General features: G+C 69.1%; 15 protein-coding genes. 9 read left to right on the top strand and 6 right to left on the bottom strand.

The features are described 5' to 3' along the window. Nucleotides 1-28 precede the first annotated feature (28 nt). The gene (locus tag E1181_RS04135; protein WP_132672545.1) at nucleotides 29-1585 is read right to left on the bottom strand and encodes a glycoside hydrolase family 13 protein; all 1557 of its coding nucleotides are present in this window, start codon (nucleotides 1583-1585) and stop codon (nucleotides 29-31) included. 80 nt (nucleotides 1586-1665) lie between these two features. Beyond that, nucleotides 1666-2688 (bottom strand): LacI family DNA-binding transcriptional regulator, encoded by a 1023-nt coding sequence (locus tag E1181_RS04130; RefSeq protein ID WP_132672544.1) that lies wholly within the window; start codon nucleotides 2686-2688, stop codon nucleotides 1666-1668. Nucleotides 2689-2879: 191 nt separating this feature from the next. Here E1181_RS04130 and E1181_RS04125 point away from each other — a divergent pair, with 191 nt between their 5' ends. The 6 genes from E1181_RS04125 (at nucleotide 2880) to E1181_RS04100 (ending at nucleotide 7808) form a co-directional block, all read left to right on the top strand. Further along, the gene (locus E1181_RS04125) at nucleotides 2880-4115 is read left to right on the top strand and encodes an extracellular solute-binding protein (protein ID WP_132672543.1); all 1236 of its coding nucleotides are present in this window, start codon (nucleotides 2880-2882) and stop codon (nucleotides 4113-4115) included. 2 nt (nucleotides 4116-4117) lie between these two features. Continuing rightward, complete coding sequence (locus tag E1181_RS04120) at nucleotides 4118-5035, top strand: carbohydrate ABC transporter permease (RefSeq protein ID WP_132672542.1); 918 nt, start codon at nucleotides 4118-4120, stop codon at nucleotides 5033-5035. Beyond that, nucleotides 5035-5931, top strand: coding sequence for a sugar ABC transporter permease (locus E1181_RS04115; protein WP_132672541.1), 897 nt, complete (start codon nucleotides 5035-5037; stop codon nucleotides 5929-5931). The genes E1181_RS04120 and E1181_RS04115 overlap by 1 nt, the downstream gene beginning before the upstream one ends. Nucleotides 5932-6056: 125 nt before the next feature. After that, nucleotides 6057-6950 carry a homocysteine S-methyltransferase gene (mmuM, locus tag E1181_RS04110; protein WP_132672540.1) on the top strand — a complete coding sequence of 298 codons (894 nt, stop codon included), beginning with the start codon at nucleotides 6057-6059 and terminating at the stop codon, nucleotides 6948-6950. Between the two features lie 129 nt (nucleotides 6951-7079). Then, nucleotides 7080-7577 (top strand): DUF2975 domain-containing protein, encoded by a 498-nt coding sequence (locus E1181_RS04105; RefSeq protein WP_132672539.1) that lies wholly within the window; start codon nucleotides 7080-7082, stop codon nucleotides 7575-7577. Next, nucleotides 7578-7808 carry a helix-turn-helix domain-containing protein gene (locus E1181_RS04100; protein ID WP_132672538.1) on the top strand — a complete coding sequence of 77 codons (231 nt, stop codon included), beginning with the start codon at nucleotides 7578-7580 and terminating at the stop codon, nucleotides 7806-7808. Nucleotides 7809-7892: 84 nt separating this feature from the next. Here E1181_RS04100 and E1181_RS04095 read toward each other — a convergent pair whose 3' ends face one another. From E1181_RS04095 to E1181_RS04085, 3 genes are all read right to left on the bottom strand, one after another. Then, on the bottom strand, nucleotides 7893-9068 hold the full coding sequence (locus E1181_RS04095) for a YncE family protein (protein WP_132672537.1): 1176 nt from the start codon (nucleotides 9066-9068) through the stop codon (nucleotides 7893-7895). 121 nt (nucleotides 9069-9189) lie between these two features. Further along, complete coding sequence (locus tag E1181_RS04090) at nucleotides 9190-10638, bottom strand: alpha-amylase (protein WP_132672536.1); 1449 nt, start codon at nucleotides 10636-10638, stop codon at nucleotides 9190-9192. Nucleotides 10639-10783: 145 nt separating this feature from the next. Next, nucleotides 10784-11719 (bottom strand): carbohydrate kinase family protein, encoded by a 936-nt coding sequence (locus E1181_RS04085; RefSeq protein ID WP_132672693.1) that lies wholly within the window; start codon nucleotides 11717-11719, stop codon nucleotides 10784-10786. Nucleotides 11720-11874: 155 nt separating this feature from the next. Between E1181_RS04085 and E1181_RS04080 the strand changes: the two genes are divergently transcribed. Further along, complete coding sequence (locus E1181_RS04080) at nucleotides 11875-12090, top strand: RNA-binding S4 domain-containing protein (protein ID WP_132672535.1); 216 nt, start codon at nucleotides 11875-11877, stop codon at nucleotides 12088-12090. A 58-nt stretch (nucleotides 12091-12148) separates the two neighbouring features. Here E1181_RS04080 and E1181_RS04075 read toward each other — a convergent pair whose 3' ends face one another. Continuing rightward, a complete protein-coding gene (locus E1181_RS04075) occupies nucleotides 12149-12514 on the bottom strand; it encodes a HesB/IscA family protein (protein WP_132672534.1) in 366 nt (121 codons plus the stop codon). A 211-nt stretch (nucleotides 12515-12725) separates the two neighbouring features. Here E1181_RS04075 and E1181_RS04070 point away from each other — a divergent pair, with 211 nt between their 5' ends. Both E1181_RS04070 and E1181_RS04065 read left to right on the top strand, forming a co-directional pair. Then, complete coding sequence (locus E1181_RS04070) at nucleotides 12726-13364, top strand: DUF3043 domain-containing protein (RefSeq protein ID WP_132672533.1); 639 nt, start codon at nucleotides 12726-12728, stop codon at nucleotides 13362-13364. A 148-nt stretch (nucleotides 13365-13512) separates the two neighbouring features. After that, complete coding sequence (locus E1181_RS04065) at nucleotides 13513-14652, top strand: glycerol dehydrogenase (RefSeq protein WP_132672532.1); 1140 nt, start codon at nucleotides 13513-13515, stop codon at nucleotides 14650-14652. The last annotated feature ends 33 nt before the right edge of the window (nucleotides 14653-14685 follow it).

The raw sequence follows: 14685 nt of genomic DNA, 5'->3' as shown, positions 1-14685 counted from the left end.
GAAATAGACCCACTAGGACGATTCTTGGTTACTTCTTCCCTTCCACGAGCCAGACGGTCGTGGACGGCGGCAGCTCTCCCGTCCAGATCTCGGCGCCGTCGCTGCGGAGCAGCAGGTCACCGGGGAGGTCGAGGCTGACCGAGGTCTCGCCGAAGTTGGTGGCGCACGCGAAACCCGGCTCGCGGGCGAACGCCAGCACCTGCTCCGGAGCGTCCAACCAGGACAGCTCCCCGTCGCCGAGGACGGCCAGTTCGCGGCGCAGCGCCAGCGCCGAGCGGTAGAGCCGCAGCACCGAACCCGGGGTGGCGCGCTGGGCCTCCACCGTGGACGACGCCCACTCCCCCGGCGCGGGGAGCCAGCTCCCGCCGGGACCGAAGCCGAACGGCGGCTCGTCACCGGACCACGGCAACGGCACGCGGCAGCCGTCGCGGCCGACGTCGGTGCCGCCGGACCGAGTCCAGATCGGGTCCTGGCGGACCTCGTCGGGCAGGTCCAGCACCTCGCGCAGTCCCAGCTCCTCGCCCTGGTGGACGTAAACCGAGCCGGGCAGGGCGAAGCTGAGCAGCGCCGCCGCGCGGGCGCGCGACAGGCCGAGCTCGCTGTCGCCGTAGCGGGTCACCGGGCGCTGGACGTCGTGGTTGCCCAGCACCCACGTGGTGGTCGCACCGACTTGAGCGGTGGTGGCCAGGGATTCGGTGACGACCTTGCCGAACTCCTCCGCCGACCAGGGCGCCTCCAGCAGCGCGAAGTTGAACGCCTGGTGCAGCTCGTCGGGCCGGACGTAGCGGGCCAGCCGCTCCTGGGTGGACGCCCAGGCTTCAGCGACGCCGATCCGCCCGCCGGAGTAGGAGTCGAACAGCGCGCGCCAATCGCGGTAGATCTCGTGCACCTCGTCCTGGTCGAAGTACGGCAGCTCTCCCTTCCCCAGCAGGGAGATCTGCTCGCTGAGACCGGTGTCGGGCAGGTCGGGGTGCTTGATCATGCCGTGCGCGACGTCGATGCGGAACCCGTCGACCCCGCGGTCCAGCCAGAACTTGAGCACCTTGCGGAAGTCCGCGCGCACCTGCGGGTTCCGCCAGTTGAGGTCCGGCTGTTCGGGCGCGAACAGGTGCAGGTACCACTGCCCGTCGGGCAGCCGGGTCCAGGCCGGGCCGCCGAAGATCGATTCCCAGTCGTTCGGCGGCTCGTCGCCGCGTCCCTCGCGGAACAGGTAGCGGTCGCGTTCGGCCGAACCCGGCTCGGCGGCCAGGGCTTCGGCGAACCACGCGTGCTGGTCGGAGGTGTGGTTCGGGACGACGTCGACCAGCACGCGCAGACCGGTGTCGTGGGCCTGGGCGAGCAGTGCGTCGAAGTCGTCGAGGTCGCCGAAGAGCGGGTCGACGCCGCAGTAGTCGGCGACGTCGTAGCCGCCGTCGGCCATCGGCGAGGGGTAGAACGGGGTCAGCCAGATCGCGTCGACGCCCAGCTCCACGAGGTGCGGCAGCCGCTCCCGCACTCCCGCGAGGTCGCCGATCCCGTCGCCGTCGCCATCGGCGAAGCTGCGCACGTAGATCTGGTACACCACGGCGTCACGCCACCAAGACATGCTGCTCCCTTTCCGAAGTGCGGGCAGTTCTGGTCTGAACCGACCGGGCAGGACTTCGATCACGCGCAGTTCGACCTGCGTCAACGCTCCCGAGTGGACTCCCGGACGATCAGGCTGGGCCGGAACATGCGGCTGAAGCTGGTCGAGCCGCGCTCGTCGCCGTCGGGGTCGAGCTGCCGCAAGAGCTCGTCGACGGCCGCGGCGGCCATGTCGCGGATGGGCTGGGCCAGGGTCGTCAGCGCCGGCTGGCAGTAGGCGGCCAGCGGGATGTCGTCGAAGCCGACCACCGAGATGTCCTCCGGCGTGCTCAGCCCGCGCCGCTTGGCCTCCCCCATCGCACCCAGCGCCATCACGTCCGACGAGCACAGCACCGCCGTGGGCTGCGGACCGTCGAGCAGCCGGGACATCGCCTCGGCACCGCCTTCGGCGGAGAACGGGCCGTGCGCGACGAGTTCGGCGGCCGGTTCGACGCCGGCTTCCTCCAGGGCCGCGGCCCAGCCCGCGCGCTTGAGCCGGGACGGCAGCGCGCGCGACGGCCCGCTGACGAAGCCGATGCGGCGATGCCCCAGCTCCAGCAGGTGCCGGGCGGCGGTGTGGCCGGCCAGGTGCTCGTCGACGGTGATGTCGGGGACGTCCAGGCTCGGGGTGCCGCCGTTGACGAACACCATCCGGACGCCCTCGCGCGCCAGCTTCTCGTAGTAGCCGCGGGTCCGGCGGTCGTCGTTGTCGGGGTTGGCGATCTCCGGCGACACGAAGATCATGCCCTCGACGCCGCGCGCCTGGAGCATCTGGACGTATTCCCGCTCGCTCATCGCTGCGCGCGTGTTGCACAGCAGCGAGGCGTAACCCGCTTGCGAGGCACGGCTTTCCAGCGCTTCGGCGAAGGCGGGGAACACCGGGTTGGACAGCTCCGGCACCAGCAGGCCGATCACTCCCGTGCGCCGCAGGGCGCCGACGCCCCGGGCGGTGTGCGGCAGCTGGTTGAGCACGTCGAGCACGCGCTGCCGGGTCTCCTCGGCGATGCCGGACTTGCGGTTGAGCACGCGGCTCACCGTGGACACGCTCACCCCGGCCGCTTCCGCGATCTCGGCCAGACCCGCCAACGCCGAACTCCTCCCACTCCGATGGTTCTCGACACGATACTGCACGGCGTAGCAATAATTTGCAATGAAGCTCCATTGCCGATTGCCGGAATCTGTCCATTTCTGCTCGAACATCTTGACGGGCATCACATTCTGGGTATGCAATCAAACGCCAGTCGGTTGCAAAAATTTGCACAACGGGAGGTCTGGAAATGAGACCCAAGGCCACGGTCACCGCTGCCCTGGGCCTGGTCGGAGCCCTCACCCTCACCGGGTGCGGCGGTTCGGCAGGCGACGCGAACCAGGTCGTGTACTGGGACACCAGCGGTTCGGCGGAAAGCGCGGTGTTCAGCGAACTCGCCCAGGAGTGCGGCCGCACCGGCGGCTACCAGGTGCGAGTGGAGACGGTGGCCTTCGACCAGGCGCTGAACAACTACAAGACCGCGGCGCAAGGCGGGCAGGGCCCGGACGTGCTGCGCGCCGACGTCGGCTGGGTTTCGCAGCTCGCGCAGGCCGGCCTCATCCAGGACCTCTCCGGCACGCCGCTGACCGCAGGCACCGACGACTTCCTGCCGAACACGCTGGAATCCACCAGGTTCGAGGGCAAGACCTACGCAGTCCCGCAGGTCACCGACGCGCTCGCGCTGTTCTACAACAAGCGCAAGCTCGACGCCGCAGGGGTGAGACCACCGCAGACCTGGGACGAGCTGAAGGCCATCGCCCCGAAGCTGGGCGGCGAGAACGCGCTGTTCCTCAACAACGACGAGTACTACGCGCTGCCGTTCATCTACACCCACGGCGGTGACCTGGTGAACTCCGACGCGCGGATGATCACCGTCAACTCCCCGGAGACCGTGCGCGGCGTGCAGGTCGCCAAGGACCTGCTCGACGCCAAGGCCGCCCGCACCTCGCTCGACCAGCCCAACTCCTACACCAGCATGAAGACCGCGTTCACCACCGGCGAGACGGCCATGGTCATCGACGGCCCGTGGGCGGTCTCGGAGTTCACCGCCTCCCCGGAGTTCGCCGACCCCGCCAACCTGGGCATCGCACCGGTTCCCGGCTCGGCGACCCCGTCGCCGGTGGGCGGCCACGACTACGTGATCCGGCAGGGCAGCGACGCCACCGAGGCCTCGCAGAAGTTCGTCGCCTGCATGAGCAGCACCGCCAGCCAGGCGAAGGTCGCCGCGGAGCTGGGTCTGCTGCCCACCCGCAAGTCCGCCTACGACGACCCGGCGGTGGCGGCCAACCCGATCGTCACCGCGTTCCGCCCGCTGGCCGCGACCACGCACAGCCGCGCCTGGATCCCGCAGAACAGCGAACTGCTGGAGCCGCTGCAGACCGCCTACGGCGACGTCCTGTCCGGCCGCAAGCAGACCCAGGCCGCGCTGGACGAGCTGGCGCAGACCTACCAGACCACGATCCTCACCGACTACGCGAAGCGCTGATCATGCGGAACTTCCTCGCCCGGTACTGGTTCGGCTACGCGATGGTGCTGCCGGTGGTCGCGGTCCTCGCGCTGCTGGTCGTGCTGCCGCTGCTGCAGGGCGTGTACTTCGGGTTCACCGACATCAACGACACCAACATCGCCAACCCGGTCCTGGACCGCGAGGCGCGCTACTCCTTCGTCGGGTGGGACAACTACCTCAACGTGCTGTCCGGCTCGGCGGCGTTCGGCTCGTTCTGGGCGACGCTGGTGCGCACCGTGATCTGGACCTTCGCGTGCGTGGTCTGCCACTACGGCATCGGCCTGGGCCTGGCGATGCTGCTCAACCGGCGGATGCGCGGGCGCGGGGTGTACCGGGTTCTGCTGATCCTGCCGTGGGCGGTGCCGGTGTTCATCAGCGCCTTCGCCTGGCGGTACCTGCTCAACGCCGACTACGGCCTGCTCAACTGGGTGCTGGAGGCCCTGGGGCTGCCCGGTCAGGTGTGGCTCGGGCAGTCGGACCTGGCGCTGGTGTCGGTGATCGTGGTCAACGTGTGGCTGGGCGTGCCGTTCATGATGGTCGCCCTGCTCGGCGGGCTGCAGGCCATCCCGTCGGACCTCTACGAGGCCGCCGAGATGGACGGGGCCACGCCCTGGCAGCGGTTCGTCAACGTGACGATGCCCGGCCTGCGCCCGGTGTCGAGCAGCGTGGTGCTGCTCGGGGTGATCTGGACGTTCAACATGTTCCCGGTCATCTACCTGATCACCGGCAACAACCCGCACACCCGGATTCTGGTGACCTACGCCTTCGAGCGGTTCTTCTCCGGCGCCACCAGGGATTACGCCATCGCCTCCACCTACGGCGTGCTGATCCTGTCGGTGCTGCTGGTCTTCGCCGCGATCTACCGCCGCGCGATGGCGCGGCAGGGAGAGGTGCTGTGATGAGCATCGACGCAGCGTCCCTTCGGGCGTCGTCGGCCGCCGCGCGACCGCGCGGCCGGGGCCGGCGCTCGACCCCGGCGAGCATCGGGTTGCACGGCGCGCTGATCATCGCGTCGCTGATCGCGGTGTTCCCGGTGTTCTGGGTCGTGGTGGTGTCGTTCAAGCCGGACGCGAAGGCGATCGAGGCGACGCCGTCGCTGTTCAACGACTCCAGCCTGGACAACTACACCGACGTGCTCAGCGGCGCGAAGGGCTCGTTCCTGGCGTGGTTCGGCAACTCGGTGCTGATCGCGGCGCTGACCACCGTGCTCGGCGTGCTGCTGGCGGCGACCACCGCCTACGCGCTGAGCCGGTTCCGGTTCCCCGGCAGGCACTGGCTGCTGCTGTCGTTCCTGGTCGTGCAGATGTTCCCGTTCGCGGTGCTGATCGTGCCGCTGTACAACATCCTGCTCAAGCTGGGGTTGCAGGGCAGCGCGCTGGGATTGGTGCTGGTCTACTGCAGCACCGCGATCCCGTTCTGCACGTTCATGCTCAAGGGCTACTTCGACGGCATCCCGGCCGACATCGACGAGGCCGGGCGGGTCGACGGGCTCTCACCGCTCGGCGTGTTCTGGCGGCTGGTGCTGCCGCTGGCCCGCCCGGGTCTGGCGGTGACCGGCTTCTACTCGTTCATCGTCGCCTGGAGCGAGGTCGCCTTCGCCTCGGCGTTCCTGTCCGCGGCCGACGAGTCCAAGACCCTCGCGGTCGGCCTTCAGGTCTTCGTCCAGCAGAACCGGGCGGAGTGGGGCCACCTCGCAGCCGCGTCGGTGCTGGTGGCGATCCCGGCGGTGATCGTGTTCTACGCCGTGCAGCGCTTCCTGGTCTCCGGGTTGGCGGCGGGCAGCGTGAAGGGCTGAGCCGTTCGAATTTCGCGCGAAATTCGTGTCCGAAGTTTCGGGGTCGAATTTCGCGCGAAATTCGGATCTCCCCACGCCGGGTTTCGAGGGGGTCCGCCCTACGGAACACCACTACGCTGGACGGCATGCAGGGATTCAGGGTCGATCGGCCGCTGGTGCTCGACGGCGGGTTAGCCACGGAGCTGGAGGCGATGGGGCACGAGCTCGCCGACGCGCTGTGGTCAGCGCGCCTGCTGGCCGACGCCCCGGAGGAGATCGTCGCCGCGCACGCCGCGTTCTACCGGGCGGGCGCCGACATCGCCACCACCGCCAGCTACCAGGCGTCGTACGAGGGCTTCGCCGAGCGCGGTCTCGACCGCGCCGGAGCCGAGCGGCTGCTGCGCCGCAGCGTCGAGCTGGCGCGGCTGGCGGGTGAGGTCGAGCCCGGCGAGCACCGGTGGGTCGCCGCCTCCATCGGTCCGTACGGCGCGACCCTCGCCGACGGCTCCGAATACCGGGGCGACTACGGGCTGACCAAGCACGAGCTGCGGGAGTTCCACGTCCCGCGCTTGGAGACGCTGGCCGACGCGGCCCCGGACATCCTCGCGCTGGAGACCATCCCGGACGTCGAGGAGGCCGAGGTCCTAATCGAAGCCGTCGCCGGTCTGGGACTGCCGGCGTGGCTGTCGTTCACCGTCGACGGCGACCGCACCCGCGCCGGCCAACCGCTCGCCGACGCCTTCGCCCTGGCCGGATCCGACGCGATCCACGCGATCGGCATCAACTGCTCGAATCCCGAGGACGTCCTGCCCGCGCTCGAAACTGCCCGTGCCGCAACGGAAAAGCCGCTCGTCGCCTACCCCAACAGCGGCGAGGGGTGGGACGCCGAGCACCACGCCTGGACCGGCGATCCCCGCCTGTCCCCACGGCAAGCCCGCCAGTGGCGCGCAGCCGGCGCCATGCTCGTCGGCGGCTGCTGCCGGGTGCGACCCGAAGACATCACCGCAGTCGCGGAGGCCCTCCTCGACCCGGAGAGCTGACCGGGCAGCGCTCCGATGTCCAGCTGCGCGAGCGCGCCACCACGATGATCCTCACCCGGTAACTCCTGATTTGCCACGACCTATCGTTTTTCGATAGATTCTTATCGTTGTTCGATCGAAGGAGTGGCGATGGGAAAGCTGGCGGTGCTCGCGCTGCGAGTCGTGCTCGTGGTGTTGCTGGCCGGGTCGCTGTTCGTGCAGGCCGTGATGGTGCCGCTGCTCAACGCCGATCTGGAGGAGCTGAACCCGCACTACGCCTACCTGCGGGTGCCGCTGCTGCTCATCGTCGTGCTCGGACTGGTGGCCTGCCAGGTCGTGGTCGTCTGCGTGTGGCGGCTGGTCACGATGGTGCGGCGCGGAACCGTGTTCTCCCACGCGGCTTTCCGTCACGTGCACGTCATCATCGGTGCGATCGTGGCGGCGGCGCTCGACGTGTTCGCCCTCGCCTGCCTGCTGGCACCCGGCGAAGCAGTGGCCCCGGGTGTCGTGCTGCTGATCTGCGGCGTGGTCGTGGCGATCCTGGGGGTGGCGCTGATCGTGCTGGTGCTGCGCGTGCTGCTGGCGCAGGCCGTCGACCGCGACATCGAGGCGACGCAGATGCAGGCCGAGCTGGACGAGGTGATCTGAGTGCCGATCGCGGTCGACATCGACGTCATGCTGGCCAAGCGCAAGATGTCGGTGGGTGAGCTCGCCGAGCGCGTCGGCATCACCCCGGCGAACCTCGCGGTCCTGAAGAACGGCCGAGCCAAGGCCGTCCGCTTCACCACCCTCGAAGCCCTCTGCCAGGCCCTCGACTGCACCCCGGGAGACCTCCTCCGCTGGGAACCCGACGACGACGCGGACGAGAGCGTCAACTGACACAGGAACGGAACGCCCCGCAGAACCACCGGTTTCGCGGTAGGGGGTGGAAGTTCCGGCCGGTGCTTCCACCCCCTTGCGCGCTCAGCCGTGCAGGACCGAGGTGGGGATCGCGTAGCCGCGGACTCGCTGCGGGTGGTCGCCGACGGGGATGCGCGCCGTCTCCTTGGTGCCGTTGAAGTCGACCACCGAGATGTCGTCGCTGTCGCTGTTGGACAGGAAGCAGTACTGGCCGTTGGGACTGGTCGCGGCCCAGTACGGCTTCTTGCCGACCGGCACGATGGCATCGGTGGTCAGCGACGGGACCGACACGATGGCCGCGTAGTCCGAGATCGTGCCCGCGTCGCACAGCTTGGTGCCGTCGGCGTTGGCGCTGAGGCCGTGGTGCGCGGAGTCCAGCGGGTAGTCCTCGCGCTTCATCTGCTGCGCGTCCTCGGACAGCGGCAGGTGCACGGTGCGGGTGACCCGCTTCTCCTCGAGGCTGTACTCGACGAAACCGTTGTGGAACGACAGCTGCGCGTACATCGTCTTGCCGTCGGGGGTCACCAGGAACGGGCGGATGCCGACGCCGAAGTCGATGGTGTCGCGGACCTGCTGGGTCTCGGCGTCCACGATGGTCAGCTGCCGCTTGCCCTTGAGGCCGTCCAGCGCCGGGTCGTCGGGCATGACCACGCGGCCGATGGTGGCGTTGTACAGCGTCTTCCCGTCGGCGGAGTAGCGGTTCTCGTGCGGGAAGTCGCCGGTCGGGAAGCTGCCGGTGACCGAGCCGTCGGCGGGGTTGAGCAGCTGCACGATGTTGGCGGTGGTCGCCGAGACCGCCAGTTCGGTGCCGTCCGGGGACAGCGCCATGTGGTCGGACCGGTAGCCCTCGACGGGGGTGCGCCAGACCTGCTCGCCGGTGGCGATCTCGTAGGCGGCCACGTCGCCGAGGCTGGGCCGCGAGACGTACATCGTCTTGCCGTCCGGGGAGACCGCGATGTCGTCGACCAGCTGGTCGTTCCCCTCGCCCGCGGTTTCGCGGATGATCAGCATGGCCGCGTGCTGGTCCGGGGTCATCTCGCGCATCCGCTGGTCGAGGTCCGGGACCACGTTGATGCGCTGGTACTTGTCGAAGTCGGCGGCGTCGAGCAGGTCGACGGTGCCGTCCCAGTTGTTGCCGACGAACATCACGTCGCGCCGCTCGTCAGCGGTCGCGGAGGCCGGCACCGCCGCGAGCGCGATGAGCGCTGCCGCGCCTATCGCCCAAATCCTGTGTCGCATCCGAATCGCCCTTCCTGCCCACGTGGGATCAACCCCCCAACGAACATGAGATCAATTCGGATATGCCCGGCACGCAGGAGTTCGGCAAATGCATCCGAACAGCCCACGTGCCGGGCGTCGATCAGCCGAGCTTGGCTCCGGCGTGCAGCGCGACACCGGAGTTCGCGGCCACCGTCGCGGTGAACTTCCCGTCCTCACCGACCTCGACGGTCTGGCCGGTGCAGGCGCCGTTCGAGAGCTCACCGGACATCACGTCGCAGTAGCTGCCCGCGGGCAGCGAGGTCTGGAAGGTCTGCGAGAGCTCCCCTCCTTCGCGGTTGATCGCCACGAAGCCCTTGTCCTGACGGCCGAACGCGATCTGACCGCCGCCGTTGTCCCACCAGTCGGTGAGCGGGGCGCCCTGGACCGCGTTGTGGAACCCGGTCATCCCGGCGATGATCGGCCGCCGGTGCTCGCACACCCACGCCGGGTCGTCGCAGCTCGCGGGCTTGGTCGTGCCGTCGGCCTCCGCGGGCGGGCCCTGCTCGGAGTTGTCGAAGGCGAAGCTCGAGATCAGCTGCGGCGTGCCGTAGGGGTAGGCGAGTTCGAAGCCCACGGCCAGGTCGTAGGCCGTGCCGTCCTTGTAGGTCAGCGTCGGCGAACTGCGCTGGGTGTCGTGGTTGTCGATGAACACCACGGCCTGATCGGCGGGCAGCGGCATCTCGTCGGTGAATCCGTCGAGCTGCTCCAGCGAGCCGTTCTTGAACGCGTCGCTGACCTTGCCCTGGTAGGCGAACTCGGTGACGTCACCGTTGCCGGCGTACTCCCCCGCCGTGGTGGTGGAGTCGGCGATGACCTCCTGGAACACGTAGGGCTTCTGGCCCGTTCCGGGAACGGCGTTGAGACCACCGAAGATCGCGCCGATGTCCTCCGGCGGCATGTGCTTGACCCCGTCGACTCGGAACCCGGACACGCCCAGGCTGATCAGGTCGTTGAGGTACTTGATCTCGGACTGGCGGACCCAGTCGCTCTCGGTCTTGAGGTCGGCGAGCCCCACGAGCTCGCAGTTCCGGACCTCCCACTTGTCGTTGTAGTTGGCGATGTCCCTGCGGCAGTCGTGGAAATCGGCGTCCGAATAGGTGCCGGGGTAGTCGTACTTGGTGAACTCCGAACCCGCGCTGCCCGGGTGGTCGCCGTCGGAACCGGCCATGTGGTTGACCACGGCGTCGGCGTAGATCTGCACGCCGGCGTCGTTGCAGGTCTTGACCATGTTGGCGAACTGCTCGCGGTTCCCTCGGCGGGTCTCGAGCTGGTAGCTGACCGGTTGGTAGTCCTGGTACCAGGGGTGACCGGCCTCGGGGAGCACGATGTGCTCCTGCGGCGGCGACACCTGGACCGCGCCGAACTTCTTCGGGCCCAGGAAGTTGGTGCACTCACTCGCGACCGAGTCCCACGGCCACTGGAACATCTGGATGATCGGCCCGGCCACGGGGGCGGTGGCCGGCGCCGGAGCGCGTTCCTGGCCGAACGCGGCGGGCACCAGGGCGGTGCCGACCACGGTCGCGGCCAGCGCTAGCACCGTTAATCGCATCGACATTCTCCTTCGCATCTCCTGCGATGAGCGAACGCCTACGATCACATTTTCTTGCGCAGGTAAAGTCAATACGCCAACCGAACCAGCAATTTACCAGCCATAACACTTCGCAATTTTTTGCAAGGATTGCGAATCGCGAGGCCTATCCGAGCGGCAGCGCGGCGGCGACCTCGGCCGCGGCGTCCTCCCCGTAGGTCTCGGCGAAGCGCTTGCGGGCGCGGCCGTGGTCGAGGGTCCACTCCTGCGTCCCGGTCACCTCGAGCACGTGCACCGCGATCAGCGAGCCGAGCTGCGCGGCCCGCTCCAGCGACAGCCCGCTCTCGACGGCGGCGAGGAAACCGGCGCGGAAGCCGTCACCGACACCCGTCGGGTCGGCGCGGGCCACCTCGGGAACTGCGGGCACCTCCAGCCGCTGACCGTCCCGCTCGACGATCTCCGCCCCGTCGGCTCCGAGCGTGGTGATGCGGACGCCGACCTTGGCGCGCACGTCGTCCTCGCTCCAGCCGGTCTTCTGCAGCAGCAGGCCCCACTCGTAGCGGTTGGTGAACAGGTAGTCGGCACCTTCGACCATCCGGCGGATCTCGTCGCCGCTCAGCCGCGCGAGCTGCTGCGACGGGTCGCTGGCGAAGCGGTAGCCGCGCTGCCTGCACTCATCGGCGTGCCGGAGCATGGCCTTGGGGTCGTTCGGGCTGATCAGCACCAGGTCGACCTCGTGCGCGGCCACGACCGGTGCGAGTTCGATGTTGCGGGCCTCGGTCATCGCTCCCGCGTAGAAGGAGGCGATCTGGTTGAAGGCCTGGTCGGTGGTGCACACGAACCGCGCGGTGTGGGCGTACTCCGAGACGTGCACTCCCGCGCAGTCGACCCCGTTGCGCTCCAGCCACGACCGGTAGTCGGCGAAGTCCTCACCCACGGCGCCCACCAGCACCGGACGCCTGCCGAGCACTCCGAGCGCGAAGGCGATGTTGGCCGCCGCACCGCCCCGCCGCACCACCAGGTCGTCCACGAGGAAGCTCAGCGAGACCTGCTGCAGGTTGTCGGCGACGAGCTGGTCGGTGAACTTGCCGGGGAAGTGCATCAGGTGGTCGCTGGCGATGCTTCCGGTCACTGCGACTGACACAGCACGCCTCCAATTCACTACGGACGGTGACGGAAAATTCGAGAGTAGCGCTCTCGACGAGCACCGGTCGTGCCCCCACGCCGCGACCAGGGGCGGCGGCAGACAATGGGGGCATGCGCGAAGTGGAGATCTCCGACGACATGATCCGGCTGGGTCAGCTGCTCAAGCTGTCCGGGCTGGTCGAGCACGGCGCCGAAGCCAAGGACGTGCTGGAAGAGGGCCTGGTCATGGTCAACGGCGCGGTGGAGACCCGCCGCGGCCGCCAGCTCGTCGACGGCGACGAGATCGTGCTCGACGACGAGATCGTCCGCGTCGTCAGCACGGCCTGAACAGCAACGAGGCCGGCACCCGAGCGGGTGCCGGCCTCCTGCCAGAACGGGTTGCTCGTCAGTGGAACGAGTCGCCGCAGGCGCACGAACCGCCGGCGTTGGGGTTGTCGATCGTGAAGCCCTGCTTCTCGATGGAGTCGACGAAGTCGATGACCGCGCCCTCCAGGTACGGGGCGCTCATCCGGTCGACGACCACGCCGAGGCCCTCGAAGTCGCGGCGCGCGTCGCCGTCGAGGCTGCGCTCGTCGAAGAAGAGCTGGTAGCGCAGACCGGCGCAGCCACCCGGCTGCACGGCGATGCGCAGGTGCATGTCGTCGCGACCCTCCTGGTCCAGCAGGGCCTTGGCCTTCTGGGCAGCAGAGTCGGTCAGCGTGACACCGTGGGCAGGCGCCTCGGTCTCGGTAACAGTGTTCGGGGCGGTCATGGACACTCCCTCGTGGTCTCGCTCTCCGATTCCGGCGTGACGTTCAACCACGACCGGACCCGGGGTATTCCCGCGGGCGAACCCGGGGACGTTGTTGTCTCCTCCCTACATGGTGGCACAAGCACGCCCGGATCAGGTGTGACGTGGTAGGCGCAGGACGAACCGGACGGTCTCCTGCAAGCCCGCTCGACGCGTCGAATAACCTGGAGGGGTGAGGTTCCTTCGCCGCAGCAGCGCTGAGCAGACCGCAAGCACGGACTCCGAGAACGACGCAGAGCAGTCCGCGGAGGAGCGCGCGCAGAATCACACCCCCAAGAAGGGGAAGCCCACGCCTTCGCGGCGCGAGGCCGAGGGCAGGCGGCGCGGCCCGGTCCCGCCGCCGCCGATGACGCAGCGCGAGGCGGTCAAGCGCGCTCGGGGCAACAAGGACGAGCGCCGCAAGGCCGCCACCGAGCGCCGCGAGCGCATGATGCAGGGCGACGACCGCTACCTGATGCCGCGTGACAAGGGCCCGGTCCGTGCCCACGTCCGCGACCTGGTCGACACCCGCAGGCACCTGATGGGCCTGTTCATGCCGCTGGTGCTGATCGTCTTCGCCACCACGCTGGCGCAGAACATGCTCATCCAGCAGTACGCGACGCTGTTCTGCCTGGCCCTGCTGATCATGATGGTCGTCGAGGGCACGCTGCTGGGTCGCTACGTCAACAAGCGGGTCCGCGCCAAGTTCCCGGACCACAAGGACCGGCCGTTCTCGCTGGGCTGGTACGCCTTCACCCGAGCCATGCAGATCCGCAAGCTGCGTGTCCCGCGCCCGCGCTACACCCCCAAGGACATCGCCAAGATCGGCTGATCCCGAGCTTCGAGATCCGCCCCGCTCACCCACGTGAGCGGGGCGGATTTTTTCGTCTCAAGATGAGACACGCTCACCCTGCAGCCGCGCGTGCACCGCTCCTACGCTCGGCCGATCCATCGCATCGAGGCCCGAAGGAACGGCAACCATGACGATCCGCACGATGATCAGCCCCGGCCGATACGTCCAGGGCAAGGGAGCGATCGACCAGCTCGGCCAGTACCTCGCCCAACTCGGCTCGAAACCGCTCCTGGTCGCCGACGGCGTGGTGTGGGGGTTCGTCGGTCATGACGTCGAGGCCTCGCTGACCCGAGCGGGTCTCCCGGTCGACCGCAGGGACTTCAGCGGGAACCCGAGCTCGCGAGAGGTGGACCGGCTCGTCGGCGAGATCACCTCGTCCGGCGCCGACGTCGTGGTCGCGATCGGTGGTGGCAGCACCATCGACGCGGTGAAGGCGGCCGGGCACATCGCCGGGATCCGCTGGGCCAACGCTCCCACGGTGGCTTCGACCGATGCGCCCTGCAGCGCGCTGTCGGTGATCTACACCGAGGACGGCGAGTTCGAGGCGTACCGCTTCTTCCCGCGCAACCCCGATCTCGTCCTGGTCGATTCGCAGGTCGTCGCCAACGCCCCCGCGGAGTTCCTGATCGCCGGTGTCGGCGACGCGCTCGCCACCTGGCTGGAGGCCCGCGCCACCTCCCGGTCCGGCTCGAAGACGATGGCCGGGGGCCTGCCCACGCTCACCGGCACCGCGCTGGCGAAGCTCAGCTGGGACGTCCTGTGGGAGAACGCGCTGCCAGCCATCGACGCGGTCCGCGACCACCAGGTGACCCCGGCGGTCGAGAAGGTCATCGAGGCCAACACGCTGCTCTCCGGCCTGGGCTTCGAGTCGGGCGGACTCGCCGCGGCCCACGCGGTCCACAACGGCCTGACCTCGGTCGCCGCCACCCACGGCCTGGCCCACGGTCAGAAGGTCAACCTCGGCTCAGTGGCCCAGCTGGTCCTGGAAGGCGCCACCCCGGGCGACCTGCGCGACTTCATCGAGTTCACCACGGCCGTCGGCCTGCCCACCACCCTCACCGAGGTCGGCATCCGCCCCGACGACACCGAGTCGGTGCGCGCCGTGGCCACCGCGGCAACCGCCGAAGGCGAGACGATCCACTCGATGCCCTTCGAGGTCACCGCGGACGACGTCGCCGCCGCCCTCACCTCCATCGACCGCCACGCCACCAGGGTCCGCGAGAACGCCGACCTCCCCGCCCCAGCCCCCTACACCGCGAAGCACTAGCGGGGCAGCGCCAGTCGGGGGCTTCCTCGGGGA

This window comes from Saccharopolyspora terrae, assembly GCF_004348435.1.
Lineage (GTDB): Bacteria > Actinomycetota > Actinomycetes > Mycobacteriales > Pseudonocardiaceae > Saccharopolyspora > Saccharopolyspora endophytica.
The sequence above is the reverse complement of the archived record's forward strand: the minus strand, read 5'-3'. Positions and strand labels throughout refer to the sequence as shown.